Below are 24584 nucleotides of genomic sequence, written 5' to 3'. Positions count from 1 at the left end.
CGCACTATCTCCTCTGTGAAAATAACAACGATTTCCCATTTACAAGTCATATCCAGAATTATAACATTGAGCTTATCTTTCAGTCAAGCTGATATTATTTCTCATTAGAATATTTATACATTTTAAAATCAATATTATGCAAAATTAAAATTTAGTAAAATAAAATGAAAATCTGTATATTCTCTGCTATAATGGACATATTAACTCCTATCACAGGATTTATCTATTTTTTTATATAAATTATTAATTTAAAGTTGTATTACATTTTTAAATTAAAAATACAATTTTAAAATTAAAATATGCAAATAATAAAGAAGGGATTTTTCTCATGTTAATTTTAGCTTCAGCCTCTCCTCGTCGAAAAGAATTATTAGAACAAATACATTGCAAATTTCTCTGTCGTCCTAGTAGCTGTAACGAACTCACTGCTATTGATGAACCTAATCCTCAAAAGCTAGTTACACAAAATGCTATTTTAAAAGCCAAAGCAAGCGTTGATAAAAACAATCCAAATGAAGTTATTTTAGGTTCTGATACAGTAGTAGCTTTAAATAATACTATCTATGGTAAACCCCGCGATGATCAAGAAGCCTTTTCTATGCTCAAAAATTTGTCTGGTAAAACCCATCAAGTTTGCACTGGCATTGCGTTAATAAAAAATGGACAAATCTTCTCCGACGTTTGTATAACTGATGTTACTATGAAAAGTTTATCTGATGAAGAAATTTTAAATTATATACAAACGAAAGAGCCTCAAGACAAAGCAGGTGCTTACGCTATTCAAGGATTGGCCTCTATTTTTATTGAAAAAATTAATGGTTGTTATTTTAATGTAGTAGGTTTACCTTTAAATTGTTTATATAATTTATGTAAAAAAGCTGATGTTGATCTATGAGCACAAGTATCAAAGATTTACCTGATGAAGAACGGCCCCGCGAAAAACTTTTAACTCTTGGAGCTAAAGCTTTAAGCAATATTGAATTATTAGCTATATTATTACATTCTGGTACACGAAAAAAATCTGTATTTGAATTGGCTCAAGAAATTTTAGCCAAATATAAAGAGGAAGGTTTATCTTCTCTTGTCAATTCTTCACCTAAAGAATTAATTTCTATCAAAGGTTTAGGTTTCGCTAAAATAGCTACATTATTAGCTGCAATTGAACTTGGTCTGCGTTTAGCTAAAAAACCCACTACACAAAAATTAGCTATACGACGACCTTCAGATGTTGTAAACTATGTAATGCCTAGACTTCGCTATGAAAAAAGAGAGCATTTTGCTATTTTACTCTTAGATACTAAAAATCAAATCATAGCGTTTCCAGATATTTCCATTGGTAGTTTAAATGCCTCTATTGTTCATCCACGTGAAGTTTTTCGCTGTGCTATCAATCATTTTGCTTCATCTATGATACTTGTACACAATCATCCTAGTGGAGATCCTAGCCCAAGTATAGAGGATATTAAAGTGACTAAAAAGCTAATAGAAGGCAGTAAAATACTTGATATAGAAATTTTAGATCATATTATTGTTGGAGATAATAAATTTACTAGCTTAAAACAACAAGGTATGATAAAATAAATAGTCAGATTGTTATTCAATGAAGGGAGAATGTTTTAACATGAAGTGGAATTTATTTGGTGGTTTTTCCCAAGATATCGGTATCGATTTAGGAACAGCCAATACCCTTGTACATTTAAAAGGAAAAGGTATTGTGCTCAGAGAACCATCTGTTGTTGCTATTAGGAAAGATACAGGAGCAGTTCTTGCTGTTGGTTCTGATGCCAAAGGCATGATTGGTCGTACTCCAGGCAATATCGTAGCTATTCGTCCAATGAAAGATGGCGTAATTGCTGATTTTGAAGTTACTCAAGCAATGTTAAAATATTTTATAAATAAAGCTAGAAATGGTTCTTCCTTTAGCAAACCTCGTGTTGTTGTAGGTGTACCATCTGGTGTAACTGAAGTAGAAAAACGTGCTGTTATCGATGCAGCTATTCAAGCTGGTGCTAGAGAAGCATATTTGATTGAAGAACCTATGGCAGCTGCTATCGGTGCTGGTCTGCCTGTTGAAGAAGCTACAGGCAGTATGGTTGTTGATATCGGTGGTGGTACTACAGAAATCGCCGTTATTTCTCTTGGCGGTATCGTTACAAGTTGCTCTATTCGTGTAGCTGGTGATGCTTTAGATTCTGCTATCATTCAATATATCAAACGCAAATACAGCCTCATGATCGGTGAACGCACTGCTGAAGAAATCAAAATGTCTATTGGTAATGCTATGGTTAGCGATGATATGCAAAAGGATTTTGAAATCCGTGGTCGTGACCTTGTTAGTGGTTTACCAAAAACATTAGAAATTCACGCTGAAGAAATCACTGAAGCATTAAAAGAACCTGTTAAGAAAATAGTCGATGTTGTAAAAGTTACACTTGAAAGAACACCACCTGAACTTGCTGCTGATATCTTAGACCGTGGTATCATGTTGACTGGTGGCGGTGCTTTATTACACAATTTAGATAAATTGCTTGCTCAAGAAACAGGTATGCCTGTAATCATTGCCGAAGATCCATTATCTTGCGTTGGTGAAGGTACTGGAAAATCCTTAGAAAATATTAATCTTTTAAATAATGTAATTATTAGCGATAAGAAGTTGAATAAATAATGAAATTATCATCAAAACGCCCTTTAATCGTTTTATTCATCGTTATTAGTGTAATATGTATTCTCTTTTTTGCCGCTATAAATAAATTCAATGCACCACTTGCAAATGCCATTGTCGTTAATGTATTAGCACCATTTCAATCTGTTACTAGTACAATTTCAAGCAAGTGCAATGATTTTCGTAATTACGTTTACGATGTATTTTATGTATATGATCAAAATAGAGAACTTAAAGCTCAAAATGATGATTTAAAACTCAAAGTCGCTCGTACCGCTGAGCTCGAAGCTGAAAATGCTAGTCTACGTCAATTATTGAATTATAAAAAAGCTAATTTACAATTTGATTTATTACCAGCTAACGTTATTGGTCGAGATATGGCTACTTGGAGCAGTCATATTATCATTAATCGTGGTACAAATGATGGTGTTCAAAAAAATATGACAGTCATCACACCAGATGGATTAGTTGGTAATATTCGTGAAGCTTATCCTTCTTATTCAGAAGTTGAACTTATCACTGATCCTCGTTCAGCTGTTGGTTCAATCGTTCAACGTGCAGATTCTCGCGTTGCTGGTGTTGTCAAAGGCTCTGCTGACTCCAATTCTGCTATTAATATGACTAATATTCCTCAAAATGCCAATATTGTCGAAGGTGATACTATTATCACATCTGGCTTTGGTGGTATCTATCCAAAAGGAATTCCAATTGGTACAGTAGCCAGTATTCAAAATGATAGTGGCGGATTATTGCAATATGCGATTTTATATCCTTGCGTTGATTTTCAAAAACTTGAAAATGTCGCTGTTATCATCAATCATCGTGAATTAGCTGCACCTGTTCCAGCTACTCCTACACCAACTCAGCAACAAGCACCTCAACAACAACCGGCAACAAATAATCAACAACAAGCTACCCCAGCTCCAACTCAACCTGCTACAGGTGATATGAAATGAAAACATTAATACCTTGTTTTTTATTATTATTTATTGTCTATCTTTTACAATCATCTATTTTTAATGTTATCGCTTATGATGGAATTTCTGTAGATTTAGTTTTATTGGTGACTGTTTTCTTTAGCATCATTTATGATAAACATGCTATATTATATGGATTTTGTGCGGGATTATTTCAAGACTTGGCTTCTGGTACATTTTTAGGTATCCATACACTAAGCTTATTAATCATCTGCATATTAATCCACAAAATATCTCAGCTCATCTATAAAGAAAATATATTTTTACCGCTTATAGCTGGTATATTTGCTACTTGCTTAAATTATTTTATCATTGCTTTACTTATCTTTTTATTAGGCTATAGCTATAGTATTTGGCAGATTATAAACAATACAATCATTGCCTTAATTTATAACTTAATCTTTGCTTATCCTGTGTATTTTATCATCATGAAAATAGATGCTAAACTTCAATATTGGATAAAAAGATCTGAGCAATTTTAAAATCATAAATTATCTACAAAAAATCTAGAAGAGTATGATATAATTATATTAACTTTTAGGTAAGCATATTTTTATATCTATACGATATTAACTAAAATTAAGACACCTAAGGGTGTCTTAATTTATTATAGGAGTAAATTAAAGTTGAAATTTCTTGATAAACGTCTAAAAATTTTAGCTGCTATCGTAACAATTATCATAGTAGCACTTATCAGTCGATTAGTTTATTTACAAATTTATCAAGGCGAATATTTTTCTAAATTAGCAGATGGTAACCGTATTCGTCTTGTATCAACATCTGCCCCTAGAGGTATTATTTATGACCGCAATGGCATACAATTAGTCAATAATCGCCCTGCCTTTACGGTTGAATTATTACCATCTTTAGAGCCAGTCTCCCCAGATGTAATCGCACGTCTTGCCAATTTATTAAATATCAGCGTCGATGAAATCAATGAAAAAATCGCTAATCACTCAGGTTTTGATCCTGTTACCTTAAAAATAGATGTACCACCTGAAATCGTAACTATCATCGAAGAACAACAAGATTTATATCCAGGTGTATTCATCGATACAAAACCTGTTCGTAATTATATCTACAAATATGAAGGAGCTCATGCTCTAGGTTATGTTAGTGAAATCAGTGATAGTGAACTTGAAGATAAGAAAAAATCCGGCGATGATTCTTATAAATTAGGTGATATCATTGGTAAATTTGGCCTTGAAAAATATTACGATAAATATCTTCGTGGTATTCCAGGCGGGGAACAAGTTGAAGTAGATGTTACAGGTCGTCCTGTTCAACGTTTAGGTATGAAAAATCCTGTAAGCGGTGCAAGTCTTACTTTGACAATTGACCACAATCTCCAAGAAGCAACAGAAAAAGCCATGGATGAAGTCATGTCTGGCATCAATGCACAAGCTGCTGCCGCTGTAGTCTTAAATCCACAAACAGGCGAAGTTTTGGCTATGGTCAGCCGACCAACTTATGATCCTAACTTATTTGCTCTTGGTATCTCTACTAAAGATTGGAATGCGATAAATAATAATCCTCACTATCCACTTGATAATAAAGCTGTAACGGGTGAATATCCTCCAGGTTCTACATTTAAAATCATCACAGGTACTGCTGCTTTGATGGAAAAAGTAGTAACACCTGATGAATTGATTTTTGACTCTGGTCAGCACTGGATAATCCCAAAAACAAATGCTGATGGTGAAGCATTAGGTTATATCAATTTTGAACAAGCTCTCGCTCACTCTGATAACGTTTATTTCTATGAAATGGGTAATCGCTTAGGCATTGAAAGATTAGCAAAATGGGCAAGAACTTTTGGTATCGGTGAAAAAACTGGCATAGACTTACCTTATGAAGCTGTCGGTAATGTCGCATGTCCAGAATACAAACGCAAAGTATTTGATGAAGATTGGTACCTTGCAGAAACATTCGATGCCTCTATCGGACAAGGTTTTACACTTGCTACACCTCTACAAATGGCATTAGTTATGAGTGAAGCTGCCAACGGTGGTAAAAAATATCGTCCATATTTAGTAAAAGATATCGTAGCTCCAGATGGCAGTGTTATAAAACATTTTGATCCTGTAATTGAACGTGATTTGAATATTGATCCATCTGTAATTAAACTCGTTCAAGAAGGTCTACATGAAGTTAGTACAGTAGGTACAGCTGCTTCTATGTTTAAAGATTTCCCTATACCTATCGCTGGTAAAACAGGTACTGCGGAAAACTCACAAGGACGTGAACATGGTTGGTTTGTAGCTTATGGCCCATTTGATAATCCAAATATCGCCGTAGCTGTTATTGTAGAAAATGCTGGTTATGGTGCTACATCTGCCGTGCCAATCGGCTATAAAATTTTAAGTGCTGCTTTTGGCTTAGATAAACCACAAACACCAGAAAACCAACAAGCTCCAGCACAGCAATAAAAAATATATAAATCCATAATAGATAAAATGAAGTGATTATATGAGTGAATTAATAACTTTTAAAGGTTCTAATAATGGCTTAAATTTGGTAATCACCAAAAAAGCCGATTTTAAACAAATACAAGAGGCTCTAACTAAAAAGTTAGCCTCTTGTCCTAACTTCTTTGAAGCTAATACTAATATCACCTTAGAGGATAATAATTTTTCTCCAGATGAAAAAAATATTTTGACTGATATTTTGAAAAAATACCAATTAAATTTAAAATTTGTTGCTATCAAAGATAAAAATCCTAATCATAAAAATAACATTCCACCGCTAATCATAAAACGCACAGTTCGCGGTGGTGAAGAAATTGTCTCCAAAGGTTCCATAATCATCGAAGGTAACGTCAATCCCGGTGCAAAAATCATTGCAGGTGGCAATATAGATGTCCATGGTCACTGCCGTGGCATCGTCCATGCCGGTGCATATGGTGATGTATCTTCTTATATTATTGCTGATAAATTATCTCCTCTACAAATACGTATAGCTAATCTAATAGCTAGAGCTCCAGATAATATAGAAAAAAATTCGGAAAATAATATTTCTACAGAAAAAGCAATAATTCAAGACAATGCTATTATTTTAGAGCCATTTCAACGCGAAAATTAATTTTATTGCACAAAAATCATATCTAAACTATATAAAGAGAAAGAGGTGCTTTTCTGTTTGTCTTAAAGTGCAAAAAGGCAACAGTAAACTATATGACCCAAACTAATACAAATTGTAAAATCATAGTTATTACTTCTGGTAAAGGTGGTGTAGGCAAAACTACTACTACAGCCAATATAGGTGCTGGTCTTGCCATGAAAGGATATAAAGTAGCACTTATCGATACAGACACAGGACTTCGCAATCTTGATTTATTATTAGGCTTAGAAAATCGCATCATGTATGATTTAGTTGATGTTACTTCTGGTAAAATTCCTTATAAAAAAGCATTAGTTCGCCATAAAAAATATGAAACACTTTTCTTATTACCTACATCTCAAATCAAAGATAAACTTGCAGTAACTCCTGAACAAGTAGTTGATTTATGCTCTGAAATGAGCTCTGAATTTGATTTTATCTTAATCGATTGCCCTGCTGGTATCGAACAAGGTTTCAAAACAGCTGTTGCTGCTGCTGATATTGCTCTAGTAGTAACTATGCCTGAAATCTCTGCTGTTCGTGATGCTGATAAAATCATCGGTGAACTTAATCGTGCAGGCAAAGATAATATCTTATTGATCGTCAATAGAATTCGTCCCGATATGGTAGCCAAAGGAGAAATGCTCGATCTTGATGATATCAATGATATCTTAGCTATAAAATGTATCGGTCAAGTACCTGATGACGAAATGGTCGTTTCTTCTACCAACCGCGGTGAACCTGTTATCGCCAATACTAAGTCTCAAGCAGGTTTAGCTTATCAAAACATTACTAGACGACTTTGTGGAGAAAACGTTCCATTTATGACTTTCCGCACCAAAGAATCATTCTTTGCGAGATTAAAAAAATTATTTTAATTAAGGAGAGCATCATATTATGTTTGAGGCTGTAATGAAATTATTAAATAGAAATAAAAAAACATCTAAAGAAATTGCTAAAGATAGATTAAAAGTTGTATTAATTCATGACCGTGCCAATATTTCTCCTGAAGTCATGCAAGCAATAAAAAATGATATCATCGAAGTAATTTCTCACTACATGGATATAAATAAAAATGAAATGGAAATCTCTTTAGAAAACGATGATAATTCCGTGGCATTATTAGCTAATATTCCTGTAAACCGCATAAAAAATCAATCAAAATAATAAATAAAATAACAAGCATTTATTTTTTACATAGATAAATGCTTGTTATTTTATTTATAATCAATTTGCATAACTGCTTTCTTGCTTTTCTTTACACTTACTCTAAAAAAATGTTACAATATAAACTAATGATTATCAAATTATCCCATATTAATGAGGTTTGTATTAATGAACAAATTCCATAAAAGACTTTGTGTCTTAATTCTTTTCGTCTCTGTAATTTCTGCTGGAGTCATTTATTTTACAGTAGATATCAATACTTTATCTAGTTTGACACAGTTTAATCCTCTGGCAATAATTGCAGCGTTGATTTCCATTGGCTTTGGTTTATTTTTAGATGGTCTACGCCTTGTTCAACTAGTGAATATTTCTAACGAAAAAATCTCATTTACACAGGCATTACATGTAGTATTTGGCAACTATTTCCTAGCATTATTGACACCTGGTTTTAGTGGTGGTGCTATTGCTCAAGTACTCTTTTTACGTCATGCTGGCATACCTGTAGGTAAAGCAACTATTATTGTAATCGTACGTACTATTTTATCTATCATGTTCTTAATCATGTGTATGCCATTTATCTTCATGCATGATGCTGGTATAATTCCTTGGATTTCTGATGAAACTTTAATGGTTATTTCTACTTTAGCTTTTCTTTGCATTTTATTATTAATTTGGTGTTTTAAACATAACTATTTAGATTACTTAGTAATAAAATTAGTACATCGTCTTTCTCACAAAAAAGCTAGAGCTTTTATATCTTTTTATCGAGATAATAAATTAGCCATAAAACTTTTATTGGCTTCACCTATGAAAATGCTTAAGGTCTACATCACATCAGGCCTTAGCCTAATTTTCATCTATGCAATTGTACCAATCTTAATGTTTAGTTTAACTAATGATTTTGATGGTGTTTTAGCCATGGGACGCATGATTATTTTAAATATTTTGCTCTATTTTTCTCCAACTCCAGGAGGCTCTGGTATTGCAGAAGGTGGCTTCATCTTATTATTTAATTCTATGTTACCAGAAGGCACCGTTGGTATTGTAGCTGTTACATGGCGATTAATTGCTGAATATATACCATTTATCATTGGTTTTTACTATACAATCAAAGTCTTTGGTCGAGATTTCTTAAATAAACCGCTCATAAAATAATATTTAAACTATGGAGGCAATTCTTATTTAATGGAAGACTTTAATGAACGCATTGTTTCTGGTGGTGAAATGGATATTGACAATTGGCAGTATTCTCTTCGTCCCAAAAAATTACAAGAATATATTGGTCAAGATAAAGTCAAAGATAATTTGTCTATCTTTATCCAAGCAGCACTAAACCGCAATGAAGCTCTTGATCATGTACTTTTATACGGGCCTCCAGGACTTGGTAAAACTACACTAGCTAATATTATTGCCAATGAAATGGGAGTTAATTTCCGCGTGACTTCTGGACCTGCTATTGAACGTTCCGGTGATTTGGCAGCACTACTCACTAATCTCACTGAAAAAGATGTCCTATTTATCGATGAAATTCATCGCTTATCTCATAGCGTAGAAGAAGTTTTATACTCTGCTATGGAAGATTTTGCCTTAGATATCATCATTGGCAAAGGCCCAAGTGCTCGTTCTATTCGTTTAGATATAGCACCCTTTACACTCATAGGTGCAACAACAAAAGCTGGTGCCTTAGCTTCTCCTCTCCGAGATCGCTTTGGTGTTATTTCTCGTTTAGAATACTATACACCTGAATCCTTAGTCTTTATCATCAAACGTTCTGCAGAAATTTTAAATATTCCTATTGAAGATAGAGGAGCTTTAGAAATAGCTCGTCGCTCTCGCGGAACACCTCGCGTAGCCAATCGCTTATTAAAACGTGTCCGCGACTTTGCTCAAATAAAAGGCAATGGTATTATCACCGATGAAATCGCTGATACCGCACTTGCTATGCTTGAAATTGATAAAATGGGGCTTGACCATATCGATCGTAATATCTTGCTCACCATGATCAATAAATTCGGCGGTGGCCCTGTTGGCCTTGAAACACTTGCTGCTGCTGTAAGTGAGGAAACAGATACTATCGGTGATGTTTATGAACCTTATCTATTACAATTAGGTTTTATCAACCGCACACCTAGAGGACGTATTGTTACCAAATTAGGTTATGAACATCTTGGTTTAACTAAAGCTGAATAATTCGTATTTTTTGAGGGAGTTATCTTACAAATGAATATATTACTTCATATGTGCTGTGGCCCTTGTGCTTGTTATCCCGTGCCTAAGCTTCGCTCTGAAGGGCATGATATTACAGGTTATTTTTTCAATCCTAATATTCACCCTTATAAAGAATTTAAACATCGTTTAACTACTGCACAAGAATATGCACAAAAAGTTGATTTAAAACTTATTGTAGACACAAATTATCAATTACGGGAATTTTTACAACGTGCTTTAACCATTGAAAAACATACAGATGGTCTTAATTTAGATAATCGTCGCTGCCGTATGTGTTATGCTTGGCGACTTCATCAAACAGCAATTTACGCTAAAGAAAATAATTTTGATGCTTTTTCATCAACTTTATTTGTCAGCCCTTATCAAAATCATGAAATGATGAAAGATGTCGCTCAAAAAATTGCCCAAGCGGTAGACATTCCCTTCTTCTATGAAGATTTCCGACCAGGATTTGCTGAAGGAACACAAACAAGCATTGATTTAGAATTATATCGTCAACCTTATTGTGGCTGTATTTTCAGTGAAGAAGAACGTTATTCCAATTCGTTTAAGAAAAAACGCAAAAAAAAATTAAAAGCTCTTTTTAATGAGCAAAATAATAAATAATGTGATGGGGTTTTTATGGTATCTATTACTACCGCAACAGCTGATGATTTAACAACTCTTGCAGATATTGAACAAATATGTTTTTCTTCTAAAGAAGGTGCTAGCTTAAATACTTTAAAATCCAGATTTGAAGTATTTCCTAATCATTTTTTAGTAGCTAAAATCCATAAACACAACGATAATGAAATTGTTGGTTTCGTCAATGGTATGGTTACTGATGAAGAGACTATTATCGATGAAATGTACGCTGATCCTAGCCTTCATCAACCACAAGGAAAATATCAAACTATTTTTGGTATTGATGTATTGCCATCTTATCAACATTTAGGCATTGCTACTAAATTAATGAATAATCTTATTGAGAAAGCTCAAAAAGAAAAACGCTCTGGTATAATTTTATGTTGTAAACATCAACTTATTCCTTTTTATGAACAATTTGGTTTTAAAAATTTAGGTATTTCTAAATCTACACATGGAGGAGTCGTCTGGTATGACATGCTCCTAAATATATAAAAAGAACCTCTATAGTTAGTTAATTAAACTAATTATAGAGGCTCTTTTTCTTTTTATTATTTTGCAAGATTTTCTTTTAATACATTTTCTTTTTGGGCATTTTTTATACCTATAATAAAAAATCCTACACTCAATATAGTAAATACTATACCACCTAAAACTACATTATTTATGCCCAATTCATCAATAAAAATACCACAGACGAAAGCAGCGATACAAGTACCTACATTTGTAGCTACTAAAAATAAAGCATTGGCAAAATCAGGAACTTGAAAAGCTACTCTTGTTATCCAATACTGATTGATATTAGCTGCACAACCTACAAATATTCCCCAAATTAAAACTATACCCATTATAATAAAACTCATATCACCAAAAAATAACATCATCAAAAATATTACAATCAATAAAAATGGGTATATGCCAACAAAAGCTAAAGGTTTTTTGCTCAAAAGTCTGCCCGCAATAATATTGCCCAAGATATTTGCCAAGCCAAAAATTAACAGCGTAATACTTACAAATTCTGCTGATAATAGCGATACTCTTTCTAAATAGTCAGCTAAATAACTATATACACCAAAATTTGCACCATTTAATAAAATTACAGCTATCAATGCCCACCATAAATTGATATCTTTTAAAATACTTAATTGGGAACCATATGACATTTTTTCTTTCACTGGCATAGATGGAACATATATTATTGTTAACATTAAAGCGACTAAATTCACTAAAGCAAAAGCAAGCATAGCAATTTCTAAAGAAAATAAATTAGCAATATAACTCATAACTGGTACACCAAGCACCATACCAGCAGAAACACCAACCATTACTTTTGCCACTGCCTTAGGTGCATCTTGTTTGGCTACAGATGAAGATGCAATTGCAAAAGACAATGAAACATACACAGGATGTAAAAATGCAGGCACTACTCTTGCCACTAACACTAGCCAAAAACTTCCTGCAAATGCAGATATCACATTACAAATAAAAAAAGTAGCCAAAGATATCATCATTATCGTTTTACGATTATATTTAGACAATAATAAAGGTAATATCGGGCCAGATACAGCTACAGCTAATGCAAATAAACTCACTAATAAACCCGCCACAGAAATTTCTATATTATAAGTACTAGCAACTATTGGTAATATACCTATAACACCCATTTCCGTATTTAAGATACTAAATACACCTATTGTTAAAATAAATACAATTAAATTATTTTTACTCATAGTATTGCTCCTAAAATCCATATAAAAAATACATATCCAAAAATTTTAAGCTATATTCATATTTCAATAAAAAAGAGAAGTAATTCCTACTTCTCTTTTCTATCATATCTACATTAATTGCTTAAATTAACTTAAGCACTTTTCTCATAAATTATCTTTGAAGAACTCTGTTAATTTGGCAAATGGAATAACATCTGTTCTATCATATAAATCCACGTGACCTGCATTTGGCACAATATATAATTCTTTTGGTTCTGCTGCCAATTTATAGGCATCTTCACTAAATTCTTTAGAATGTGCATCTTCTCCAGCGATAAATAACAATGGTCTTGGAGAAATCGTATCAATATCATTAAATGGATAGAAATTCATAAATTTCACATTACTTGTAAGTGTTGGATGTGTAGTTGTATTGGCACTATAACCTCTTGTTGTGCGATAAAAATCATAAAATTCTTTTTCAATATCAGAAGGATTTTCACTTAATTTATCAGCTGTACCACTTGTATACTTACGTTCTTGTCCCAAAAATTCGCCATAACGCTGATTAGAAGCTTCTTTGATGATTTCTTTTCTCTGTTCTACACTTTGGCTATGACCTAAAGCACTTCTAGTAGCTGTACCCATATCATACATACTAACTGTAGCTATAGCTTTTAAGCGAGAATCGATTTTTGCTTCGCTAATAGCAAAACTACCGCTACCACAAATACCGATAACGCCAATTCTATCTTTATCTACAAAATCACGTGTACCCAAATAATCTACTGCTGCACTGAAATCTTCTGCATAAATATCAGGAGATACACTATTTCTTGGAAGTCCTTCACTTTCTCCCCAGAAAGATAAATCCATAGATAAAGTTACAAAACCTTGTTCTGCCATTTTTGTAGCATACAAATTTGCTGATTGTTCTTTTACAGCTCCCATAGGGTGCCCTACAATAATAGCTGGAGCTTTTTCATTTTGAGCTAAATTCTTAGGTACAAATAAATTGCCCACAACTGTCATATTATATTGATTTTTAAATTCAACTTTTTGCATATTTACTTTATCACTTTGATAAAAATTATCTGCACCTCTCGACATATCTGGTTTATAATTTTTATCAAAGGCACTTTGTGGTGCTTGTAAATTATCACTTGCTGATACCATATTCATATTTATACAGCCCATTGTCCCTAGTGCCAAACACATTGTAATTGCTCTTATTAATTTTAAATTCTTCTTAAATTTCATTACTAACCCACCTTTTATACTCATCATTTTTACTCATAATTAATAAATTTAAAATCTCATCTATGACAAGTTTTTCGATTTATTTCTTTGTCTTAATTATAATTTACTCTTTTTACTATATCAAATACTTATATTAAATAATCAATTATACTTTTTAAGCATAATAAATTATAATATAATTTATTAATATTTTTAAATAATAAAATCTGGAGGGTTCTATGGATATACGTGTCTTAAAATATTTTGTCGCTGTAGTTGAAGAGGAAAATATTCTAAAAGCTTCTCAATCTTTGCATATAACACAGCCTACTTTATCCCGTCAATTAATAGATTTGGAAAAAGAATTAAACTGTAAATTATTTATCCGTTCCAATCGCAAAATCACTTTAACTTCAGAAGGATTATTCTTATATAATAAAGCTAAAGAAATAATTTTATTACAAGCAAAAACAATTAATGCCCTAAAAAATTCTCATGAGATCATCAGTGGCGATATATATATCGGCTGTGCTGAAACAAATGCTTTTAGTTTTTTAGCTAAAACTGCGATAAAAATTCAAAAAACATATAAAGATATACATTATCATATTTTTAGTGGCAATGCTGACAATGTAATCGAACAATTAGATAAAGGTATATTGGATTTTGGTTTATTGATTGATGCTCACGATAAACAAAAATACAATTTTATCACTTTACCTGTAAAAGATATATGGGGATTATTGATGCTAAATAACTCTCCACTTGCTGAAAAAAAACATATCGTAGCTTCAGATATTTTAAATCTACCATTAATTTGCTCTAATCAAACTATGGTCAGCAATAAAATAACAGGTTGGCTCAATCAAAATTTTGCCCAATTAAATATCGTCGCTACTTATAATTTAATTTATAATGCTTCTATCATGGTTCAAGAAAATCTAGGCTCAGCTCTTTGTCTTGCCAATCTAGTGAACACAAATGGAACCAATCTATGCTTTAGACCACTGTACCCACCACTTGAAGCACAGATTGATTTAGTCTGGAAAAAACATCAAATACTCACCAAACCAGCTCAATTATTTTTACAAAATCTCCAAGAATATCTACTCCAAAATAAATGACCTTACTTTTCTTTCATGAGCAAGAAAAGTAACAAAAGAACAACTATAAATAATACCTAACTTTTCCCGCATTTTAGCATCTTTTTACGGTAGCTATTAGCTATTGGCGAAGATAAAAATATAGCTACGCTTTTAGTTCTACTGTTTGAGCCTTGCGAGTTTAGAACGTTGTTGATATATTTTTATCTTTGACAAAGTAAAAAGTGCGTGAGCGGGTGATTTCTTTGGTTCGTTTCTTTATCACTAAAGAAATGAACAACTATGTATGAAATGATAATTTTTTTCAAAGCTAAAATTTTATCTGCGGTGGCTTTCTTTGGTTCGTTTCTTTGCCATCAAAGAAATGAACACCTACATTTTTATACTTACTTTTCTTTCATGAGCAAGAAAAGTAACAAAAGAACTCTACCTCCCGATACCAATTTTTCTTTGTCAATTATAAAATCATGATTATAACGCTCTAAACTCGCTTCGCTCAAACAGTAGAGCTAAATTCATAGTCATGATTTTATCCTTGCCAATAGCCTACGGCTACCGCAAAATTTACTAACGTGAGGGACATTTTGTTTTTATTTTATTTATCATTTTTTCGCATTTTAAAATTTTAATAAAGGTATAAAAAAAGACAAGCCTTTCACTTGTCTTTATGATACAATATCCTGCGGAGAATAAATTGATGTGTCGGCTCTCTCTCTTTTGAGGGAGGTGGTAAATATGACTGATTATGAAGTATTATCTTTGATAATTTCTTTTTTAACGCTTATATTTACTATTCTTTCTTATTTCAATTAATTTTGATATAAAAAAAGAAGCCGTCTTAACGGACAGCCTCTTCTTTCAATCACACAAACTATGCAGAAGAGGGCTGACGTAGCCAACATCAGTTTATTCTCTTCTTTTGCCTATATTATACTATAGCACTAAAATAAAATCAATTTTCATATATTAACCCCTTTTATATTTTAAAATTTTATTTGCAATGACTTTTTTGATCCATTTTCTTTACCACTAAAAAAAATAAATATACTTTATACTAAAAAATCTTTAATAATACCAAACTTTTTCCCGCATTTTAGCATCTTTTTACGGTAGCTTTAGCTATTGGCAAAGATAAAAATATAGCTACGCTTTTAGTTCTACTGTTTGAGCCTTGCGAGTTTAGAACGTTGTTGATATATTTTTATCTTTGACAAAGTAAAAAGTGCGTGAGCGGGTGATTTCTTTGGTTCGTTTCTTTATCACTAAAGAAATGAACAAACACATTTATATTTAGTTTTCTTTTATGACCAAGAAAAATAACAAAAGAACAATTATAAATAATACCTAACTTTTCCCGCATTTTAAAATTTTAATGGTAACGTTAGTTATTGAAAAAAATTATCGCTGAATACGGTTTTAGTCTGAATGTTTGAGCGTAGCGAGTTTCTAAGCGTTGTATGAAGCGATAATTGTTTTCAAAGTTAAAATTTTATCTGCGGTGGCTTTCTTTGGTTCGTTTCTTTGCCACCAAAGAAATGAACAATTATATTTGCTAACGTGAGGGATATTTGATTATTATGTTACTTTTTCCGCATTATAAAATTCAGCGGTAATCGTAAGATTATTGAAAAACATTATCATTAAATACGTTTTTTACTTAATTGTTTGAGCGTAGCGAGTTTCTAAGCGTTGTATGCAATGATAATTTTTTCAAAGCTAAAATTTTATCTGCAGTGGCTTTCTTTGGTTCGTTTCTTTGTCACCAAAGAAAATGAACACTCTTTTATGTATTTTGAAATACAACTTTAGATATAGTATAATAAAAGACAAAAAGACTATTCCCTGATGATTAGGAGTAGTCTTTCTTTGTATATTCCTTAAAATTTATATTTTTAGATATACTATATACTACATAAATTTTAGTAAATTAAAATTAAATCTAACATAGAAAGGTATTTTATCATGCAGTTACAAAGTGAAAAAGATTTAGAGAACGAACTTATCAAACAATTATCCAGCCAATACAAAAAAGTTAAAATCAATAATGCTGATGATTTGTTCATTAATTTTCGCAAACAAATAAATAAACTCAACCAAGAAACACTCAACGGCAAAGATTTATCAGATAAAGAATTTGATCGTTTATTGACTAAAATTGGTGGTAAAAGCATCCAGCAATCCGCTAAATTTTTACATGATAAATTCACTATAGAACGTGACGATAGTAGTCAAATCTATTTTAAATTATTAGATACAGAAAATTTTAGCAATAATATTTTCCAAATCACTCATCAAATAAAAGTGCATAATGCAACTACAAAAAATGACGCTCGCTATGATGTAACACTTCTTATCAATGGCTTGCCACTGGTACAAATTGAACTAAAAAAACGTGGTCAAGATATCAAAAAAGCCTTTAATCAAATTAATCGCTACAAAATACATTCTTATTGCAATCTCTTTCGCTTCATTCAGATTTTCGTCATCTCCAATGGTGTCGATACTAAATATTACGCTAATAATGATTTTACACCTTTATATAGTCTTACTTTCTTTTGGACTGATGAAAACAATAAACGCATAACAAAATTAGCTGATTTTGCACAAAGCTTTTTAAATCCCAATCATCTATTAGACATGATTTATAATTATATGATTATCAATGATACAGATAAAAACCTAATGATCATGCGACCATATCAAGTATATGCTACACAAAAATTGATCCAACAAGCACTCAATACTAATGAAGGTGGCTATATCTGGCATACTACAGGCTCAGGAAAAACACTCACTTCTTTTAAATGCGGGCAATTATTAGCTAAACAACCATCCATCAAAAAAGTATTATTTGTAGTCGACCGCTCTGACCTTGACCGCCAAACTACACAGGAATTCAATAAATTTGAAGCTAACTCTATAGACGCTACTGATAATACAGCTATACTGGCTAAACAAATAAAAGATGAACATACAAATTTCATCGTTACTACTATTCAAAAATTAGCCAAAGCCACTACTACACCAAGATATAACGATTATTTCGCCAAATACGCTCAAGAAAAAGTAATCATCATCTTTGATGAATGTCATCGCTCTACATTTGGCAAACAGCTAACTAATATCAAAAAAGCATTTACTAAAGCTCAAATCTTCGGTTTTACTGGTACACCGCGTTTTATAGAAAATAAATCACAAGACAACCGCACCACAGCAGATATCTTCGGTAAATGTCTACACACTTATTTAATCAAAGACGCTATCTTCGACCATAATGTATTGGGCTTTAATGTAGAATATATCAAAACATTTGAAGGTAAATACGATCCTACAGATGATACCAAAGTAGAAGACATCGACAAAGAAGAAGTTTACTCCGATCCTAAAAGATTAAGATTAATAGCTCAACATATCATAAAAAATCATGATAGAAAAACTAATAATCGCAGATATAATGCTTTATTTGCCGTAGCCAATATAAAAACATTAATAGCTTATTACAATATCTTTAAAGAATTGAATACAGATTTAAAAATATCCGCTATCTTCACTTATGAAGAAAATGAAGACCTAGAATTCAAACAAGAACATTCTAAAGACAGCCTTGAAAAAATCATCACTGACTATAATAAAATGTATAATACAAATTACCATGTAAATACATTTTCTGCTTTTGCTAACGATTTAATGAAAAAAATCAAAACAGCTCAAATAGATATTGTAATCGTAGTCGGCATGATGTTAACTGGTTTTGATGCCAAAGTATTGAATACTTTATATGTAGATAAAAATTTAGAATATCACAATCTATTACAAGCTTATTCTCGTACTAATCGCGTGGAACATACTACAAAACCATTTGGCAATATCGTTTGTTATCGCAATTTAAAAGAAAAAACAGATAATGCTATTCGCTTATTCTCACAAACAGATAATATAGATGATGTATTGACTAAAGACTTTGATTTTTACTTAAACCAATTCCGCGAAAAAATTAAAACATTATTATCTGTCGCTTCAAGACCAGAAAATGTAGACGATTTAATGACTGAAAAAGAACAAAAAAATTTCATTTTAGCTTTCCGTGATTTAATCAAAACAAGAAATATCTTAAATAACTTCACTGAATTCGACTTTGATAAACAAATTCAAGATATTAATACACAGGATTTTGAAGACTATAAATCAAAGTATCTTTTAATCCATGAAGATTTAAAATATGCTTATGACAAAACTAAAACTTCTATCTTAGATGATATAGATTTTTGTATTGAACTTGTCGCTACAGACCGCATTGATTTAGATTATATTATGAACCTCATCCATAATATAGAACGTCATGATCAATCCAAGCAAAAATTGGAGATTGAACAGATAAAAACAGAACTAAATCGCAGTGGCAATCAAAAATTACGTTATAAAATAGATTTAATTGAAAAATTCTTAGATGAAGTCATTCCAAACTTAAATCCAGACAGCTCTATTGATGATGCCCTTAAAAACTTTGAAGACGAACAACAACAACAAGAAATCAAAAACTTCGCTACAGAATACGACCTAGAACCAGCTTTTATAGCTGAACAAATTCAAGAATACAATTATAGCGGACTCACCAATAGAATGAATATCGCTAGTAAAATTAATAAAGGGTATTTACAGAAAAAAACTATATCTAAAAAAGCTATAGACTTCATCAAAGAACACGTAGCAAAGTATTTTTAATCTATAATTTTATTTTCAAAAATTTATCTGCAATGGCTTTCTTTAATTCATTTCTTTGTCATTAAAGAAATGAACAAACACCCTATTTTATACTTACTTTTCTTTCATGAGCAAGAAAAGTAACAAAAGAACTCTACCTCCCGATACCAATTTTTCTTTGTCAATTATAAAATCATGATTATAACGCTCTAAACTCGCTTCGCTCAAACAGTAGAGCTAAATTCATAGTCATGATTTTATCCTTGCCAATAGCCTACGGCTACCGCAAAATTTGCTAACGTGAGGGACATTTGGTTATTATTTCATTTATCGTTTTTTCGCATTTTAAAATTTTAATGGTAACGCTAGTTATTGAAAATCTTTAATAACACCAAACTTTTTCCCGCATTTAGCATCTTTTTACGGTAGCTTTAGCTATTGGCAAAGATAAAAATATAGCTACGCTTTTAGTTCTACTGTTTGAGCCTTGCGAGTTTAGAACGTTGTTGATATATTTTTATCTTTGACAAAGTAAAAAGTGCGTGAGCGGGTGATTTCTTTGGTTCGTTTCTTTGCCACCAAAGAAATGAACAAACATATTTACGTTTCGCATTTTAAAATTTTAATAAAGGCATAAAAAAAGACAAGCCTTTCGCTTGCCTTTATGATACAATATCCTGCGGAGAATAAATTGATGTGTCGGCTCTCTCTCATTTGAGGGAGGTGGTAAATATGACCGATTATGAAGTATTATCTTTGATAATTTCTTTTTTAACTCTTATATTTACTATACTTTCTTATCTCAACTAAAATTGAAATAAAAAAGAAGCCGTCTTAACGGACAGCCTCTTCTCCATTTTTGCAGAATTCTCAGAAGAGGGCTGACGTAGCGAACATCAGTTTATTCTCTTCTTTTGCCTATATTATACTATAGCACAAAAACAAAATCAATTTTCATATATTAACCTCTTTTGTATTTTAAAATTTATTTATGATATCTTTAATGATACCAAACTTTTTCCCGCATTTTAAAATTTTAATGGTAACGCTAGTTATTGAAAAAAATTATCGCTGAATACGGTTTTAGTCTGAATGTTTGAGCGTAGCGAGTTTCTAAGCGTTGTATGAAGCGATAATTGTTTTCAAAATTAAAATTTTATCTGCGGTGGTTTTCTTTGGTTCGTTTCTTTGCCATCAAAAAAATGAACAAACACATTTATTTATATTTACTTTTCTTTCATGAGCAAGAAAAGTAACAAAAGAACTCTACCCCCCGATACCAATTTTTCTTTGTCAATTATAAAATCATGCCTATAACGCTCTAAACTCGCTTCGCTCAAACAGTAGAGCTAAATTCATAGTCATGATTTTATCCTTGCCAATAGCCTACGGCTACCGCAAAATTTGCTAACGTGAGGGACATTTGGTTATTATTTCATTTATCGTTTTTTCGCATTTTAAAATTTTAATGGTAACGCTAGTTATTGAAAATCTTTAATAACACCAAACTTTTTCCCGCATTTAGCATCTTTTTACGGTAGCTTTAGCTATTGGCAAAGATAAAAATATAGCTACGCTTTTAGTTCTACTGTTTGAGCCTTGCGAGTTTAGAACGTTGTTGATATATTTTTATCTTTGACAAAGTAAAAAGTGCGTGAGCGGGTGATTTCTTTGGTTCGTTTCTTTGCCACCAAAGAAATGAACAAACACGTTTATTTATATTTACTTTTCTTTTATGATCAAGAAAAATAACAAAAGAACAACTATAAATGATACCAAACTTTTTCCCGCATTTTAAAATTTTAATGGTAACGTTAGTTATTGAAAAAAATTATCGCTGAATACGGTTTTAGTCTGAATGTTTGAGCGTAGCGAGTTTCTAAGCGTTGTATGAAGCGATAATTGTTTTCAAAGTTAAAATTTTATCTGCGGTGGCTTTCTTTGGTTCGTTTCTTTGTCACCAAAGAAATGAACAAATAAATATAATACATTACTTTTTTGTATTTTTAAATTAAAATTTTATCTATAATAATTTTCTTTAGTTCGTTTCTTTACCATAAAAGAAATGAATATCATTTTATTTTTAGGAGGATTTTTATGTCAACTTCTGATATTCAAAAAGTACAACAAGCACAACTTCATTCTACACTTTGGGACATGGCAAATAATTTGCGTGGTAGTATGGAAGCTTACGAATTCAAATCTTATATTTTAGGATTGATCTTTTATCGCTATCTATCTGAAAAAGTAGAAAAAAATGCTCATTTATTATTAAAAGATGATAATATCTCTTTTGAAGATTTCTATGCTGATAATGATGAAGATGTAAGAAACGATTTTAGTTCTGATATTGTTGAATCTCTTGGTTACTTTATCGCACCACAATACTTATTTTCTCACTTCACTAAAGTCTTAAAAGAAACAAATAGCTTCGATATTGAAGAACTCGACAAAGCCATTTCTGCTATTTCTGAATCATCACTCGGTACACAAAGCCAGCATGATTTTGAAGGTTTATTTGATGATATGGATTTAAAATCCACAAAACTTGGCAAAGATGTCAAAGAACGTAGCCAAGTAATCGGCAAAGTATTAGCTAGTATAGACAATCTTGATTTAGATTTTGATAATGCCGAAATTGATGTACTCGGTGATGCATACGAATATTTAATAGGCATGTTCGCCCAGACAGCAGGCAAAAAAGCTGGCGAATTCTATACACCACAACAAGTATCCAAAATCTTAGCTCGCCTTGTAACTCTAAATAAAGATAAATTATTCTCCGTATACGATCCATGTTGCGGTAGTGGTTCGCTTCTTCTTCGTGTCGGTAAAGAAACTAAAGTTACTTATTATTACGGACAAGAAAAAACTGCAACTACCTACAACCTTGCTCGCATGAATATGCTTTTACACAATATTCAATATCAACATTTTGAAATAGCAAATGGCGATACACTTGAAGAACCTGCTTTCAAAGATAAAAAATTCAGTGCAGTCGTAGCCAATCCGCCATATTCTGCCAAATGGTCTGCTGATAAAAAATTCTTAGAAGACGAACGCTTCAGCCCTTATGGCAAACTCGCACCTTCTAGCAAAGCAGATTTTGCCTTCGTCTGCCATATGTTAAATTCCTTAGATGAAGACGGCACTATGGCTGTAGTATTGCCACATGGCGTATTATTCCGTGGCTCTGCTGAAGAACAAATCCGCAAAGTCATTATTCGTGATTACAACTATCTCGATACAGTCATCGGCTTACCTGCAAACTTATTCTACGGCACAAGTATTCCGACTTGTATCTTAGTCTTCAAGAAAAATCGTCCAAATAAAGATATATTATTTATTGATGCTTCCAAAGAATTCGACAAAGGCAAAAATCAAAATCTCATCACAGATGAACATATCCATAAAATTATCGAAACATATAAAAACCGCCAAGATGTAGAAAAATATGCTCATGTTGCCACTATCGAAGAAATCGAAGAAAACGACTATAACCTCAATATTCCTCGTTATGTAGATACATTTGAAGAAGAAGAACCAATAGACCTACAAGCAGAATTTGCCACATTGACCAAACTCCAAAACGAAAGCCAAAATATTGATGAAGAATTAGACAAATACTTCCATGAATTGGGGTTAAAATAATGAATATACCAAAATTAAGATTTAAAGAATTCACTGATGAATGGAATTTTCTACCTGCTGAAAAATTATTTTCTAATATCAATGAAAAAAATTTTCCTAATGAAAATGTATTAACTATAATTCAAGGAAAAGGCACTGTATTAAGAGAACAATCTGGTAGAGATATTATATTTGATGAAAGTCGTAAAAATACTTATAAAAAAGTTCAACGTAATGATTTTATTATTCATTTACGTTCTTTTGAGGCTGGTTTAGAAATAGCTAATAGTAGTGGTATTGTTAGTCCTGCTTACACAATTTTAAGAAATAATATACCTATTGCAACCATGTTTTATCGCAATTATTTTCGTTCAAATAGATTTATAAATCAAATTCTTAGAAAAGCAGTTGAAGGAATTAGAGATGGTAAACAAATCAGTTATTCTCAATTTAAGAAGTTACCTATTATTTATACCAGTTTTGATGAACAAAATAAAATTGCTAATTTCCTTACTACAGTAGATAAAAAAATAACAAACCTAGAAAACATTATCACTAACCTAGAAAATCAGAAAAAAGGATTGCTACAACAAATCTTTAGCCAAAAACTACGCTTTAAAGATAAAAACGGCAATAATTATCCTAATTGGGAAAAGAAAAAATTAGGTGAGTTATTTATATTTAAACAAGGATATCAAATTCCAGCAGAAAAACAACTTAAAATATATAAGGAAGGCTATTTGCGATATTTATATATATCAGACTTTTTATCAAATAAAAATATACTATATGTAAAAAAAGATGATATGGATACAATAAATAAATCTGACATTGCCATTGCTAATACAGGAAATACCTCTGGTAAATTTTTTAGAGGTCAATCTGGTATTTTAAGTAATAATATGTTTGTTATAAAAAATGATGAAAAATTTATTTTAAATGATTTTCTATTCTTTTATTTAGAAACTAATTTATACGATACTCAATTAAAAAAAATTTTTAATTCTAGTGGACAACCACATTTAGGACATAAAAATATGAGTAATATTACTATTATTTATCCACAAAAACAAGAACAAACAAAAATAGCAGATTTTCTTTCAGCATTTGACCGCAAACTCGAAAACCAAAAAGCCCAGCTAGAACACTGGAAACAAATAAAAAAAGGACTATTACAACAAATGTTCGTATAGTCCAATTACTTTTCTTTTATAAACAAGAAAAATAACAAAAGAACAACAATAAATAACACCTAACTTTTTCTGCATTTTAAAATTTTAATAGTAACGTTAATTATTGAAAATCTTTAATAATACCAAACCATTCCCCGCATTTTAGCATCTTTTTACGGTAGCTATTAGCTATTGGCAAAGATAAAAATATAGCTACGCTTTTAGTTCTACTGTTTGAGCCTTGCGAGTTTAGAACGTTGTTGATATATTTT

At 31.6% G+C, this 24584-nt stretch carries 19 protein-coding genes; 17 read left to right on the top strand and 2 right to left on the bottom strand.

Translation table 11 applies throughout. From position 1 onward, the window contains the following. Positions 1-328: 328 nt before the first annotated feature. From Q5I67_RS03510 to Q5I67_RS03450, 13 genes are all read left to right on the top strand, one after another. Positions 329-895 carry a nucleoside triphosphate pyrophosphatase gene (locus tag Q5I67_RS03510; RefSeq protein WP_302486372.1) on the top strand — a complete coding sequence of 189 codons (567 nt, stop codon included), beginning with the start codon at positions 329-331 and terminating at the stop codon, positions 893-895. After that, the gene (gene radC, locus Q5I67_RS03505; RefSeq protein ID WP_296899565.1) at positions 892-1581 is read left to right on the top strand and encodes a DNA repair protein RadC; all 690 of its coding nucleotides are present in this window, start codon (positions 892-894) and stop codon (positions 1579-1581) included. Before Q5I67_RS03510 ends, radC begins: the two co-directional genes overlap by 4 nt. A 40-nt stretch (positions 1582-1621) precedes the next feature. Beyond that, the gene (locus Q5I67_RS03500; protein WP_296899567.1) at positions 1622-2665 is read left to right on the top strand and encodes a rod shape-determining protein; all 1044 of its coding nucleotides are present in this window, start codon (positions 1622-1624) and stop codon (positions 2663-2665) included. Then, a complete protein-coding gene (mreC, locus tag Q5I67_RS03495) occupies positions 2665-3618 on the top strand; it encodes a rod shape-determining protein MreC (protein ID WP_302486371.1) in 954 nt (317 codons plus the stop codon). The genes Q5I67_RS03500 and mreC overlap by 1 nt, the downstream gene beginning before the upstream one ends. Beyond that, complete coding sequence (gene mreD / locus Q5I67_RS03490) at positions 3615-4121, top strand: rod shape-determining protein MreD (protein WP_302486370.1); 507 nt, start codon at positions 3615-3617, stop codon at positions 4119-4121. Before mreC ends, mreD begins: the two co-directional genes overlap by 4 nt. Positions 4122-4265: 144 nt before the next feature. Next, entirely contained in the window at positions 4266-6068 is a 1803-nt protein-coding gene (mrdA, locus tag Q5I67_RS03485) for a penicillin-binding protein 2 (RefSeq protein WP_302486369.1), read from the top strand. Between the two features lie 40 nt (positions 6069-6108). Further along, positions 6109-6720 carry a septum site-determining protein MinC gene (minC, locus tag Q5I67_RS03480; RefSeq protein ID WP_296899575.1) on the top strand — a complete coding sequence of 204 codons (612 nt, stop codon included), beginning with the start codon at positions 6109-6111 and terminating at the stop codon, positions 6718-6720. Positions 6721-6812: 92 nt separating this feature from the next. Further along, complete coding sequence (gene minD, locus Q5I67_RS03475) at positions 6813-7616, top strand: septum site-determining protein MinD (RefSeq protein ID WP_302486368.1); 804 nt, start codon at positions 6813-6815, stop codon at positions 7614-7616. Between the two features lie 19 nt (positions 7617-7635). Then, positions 7636-7905, top strand: coding sequence for a cell division topological specificity factor MinE (gene minE / locus Q5I67_RS03470; RefSeq protein WP_296899578.1), 270 nt, complete (start codon positions 7636-7638; stop codon positions 7903-7905). Between the two features lie 168 nt (positions 7906-8073). After that, a complete protein-coding gene (locus Q5I67_RS03465; protein WP_296899580.1) occupies positions 8074-9060 on the top strand; it encodes a lysylphosphatidylglycerol synthase transmembrane domain-containing protein in 987 nt (328 codons plus the stop codon). 30 nt (positions 9061-9090) lie between these two features. Further along, a complete protein-coding gene (gene ruvB / locus Q5I67_RS03460) occupies positions 9091-10095 on the top strand; it encodes a Holliday junction branch migration DNA helicase RuvB (RefSeq protein WP_296899582.1) in 1005 nt (334 codons plus the stop codon). 30 nt (positions 10096-10125) lie between these two features. After that, complete coding sequence (locus Q5I67_RS03455; protein ID WP_296899584.1) at positions 10126-10740, top strand: epoxyqueuosine reductase QueH; 615 nt, start codon at positions 10126-10128, stop codon at positions 10738-10740. Positions 10741-10755: 15 nt separating this feature from the next. Beyond that, positions 10756-11253 (top strand): GNAT family N-acetyltransferase, encoded by a 498-nt coding sequence (locus Q5I67_RS03450; protein WP_296899587.1) that lies wholly within the window; start codon positions 10756-10758, stop codon positions 11251-11253. A gap of 56 nt (positions 11254-11309) precedes the next feature. On the opposite strand, the gene Q5I67_RS03445 is transcribed toward Q5I67_RS03450, so the two are convergent. Then, a complete protein-coding gene (locus Q5I67_RS03445; RefSeq protein WP_302486367.1) occupies positions 11310-12488 on the bottom strand; it encodes an MFS transporter in 1179 nt (392 codons plus the stop codon). 144 nt (positions 12489-12632) lie between these two features. Next, positions 12633-13727 carry an alpha/beta hydrolase gene (locus Q5I67_RS03440; protein ID WP_296899591.1) on the bottom strand — a complete coding sequence of 365 codons (1095 nt, stop codon included), beginning with the start codon at positions 13725-13727 and terminating at the stop codon, positions 12633-12635. Positions 13728-13945: 218 nt separating this feature from the next. Here Q5I67_RS03440 and Q5I67_RS03435 point away from each other — a divergent pair, with 218 nt between their 5' ends. The 4 genes from Q5I67_RS03435 to Q5I67_RS03420 all read left to right on the top strand — a co-directional run bounded on the left by Q5I67_RS03435 (position 13946) and on the right by Q5I67_RS03420 (position 24333). Beyond that, positions 13946-14830 carry a LysR family transcriptional regulator gene (locus Q5I67_RS03435; protein ID WP_302486366.1) on the top strand — a complete coding sequence of 295 codons (885 nt, stop codon included), beginning with the start codon at positions 13946-13948 and terminating at the stop codon, positions 14828-14830. A gap of 1941 nt (positions 14831-16771) precedes the next feature. After that, positions 16772-19531, top strand: coding sequence for a type I restriction endonuclease subunit R (locus tag Q5I67_RS03430; protein ID WP_302486365.1), 2760 nt, complete (start codon positions 16772-16774; stop codon positions 19529-19531). A gap of 2076 nt (positions 19532-21607) precedes the next feature. After that, positions 21608-23161, top strand: a complete 1554-nt coding sequence (locus Q5I67_RS03425; RefSeq protein WP_302306796.1) for a type I restriction-modification system subunit M — start codon at positions 21608-21610, stop codon at positions 23159-23161. After that, complete coding sequence (locus tag Q5I67_RS03420) at positions 23161-24333, top strand: restriction endonuclease subunit S (protein WP_302486364.1); 1173 nt, start codon at positions 23161-23163, stop codon at positions 24331-24333. Before Q5I67_RS03425 ends, Q5I67_RS03420 begins: the two co-directional genes overlap by 1 nt. Positions 24334-24584 lie beyond the last annotated feature (251 nt).

The organism is uncultured Megamonas sp. (assembly GCF_958438645.1).
Lineage (GTDB): Bacteria > Bacillota > Negativicutes > Selenomonadales > Selenomonadaceae > Megamonas.
This window is presented reverse-complemented; position numbering and strand designations above follow the sequence as displayed.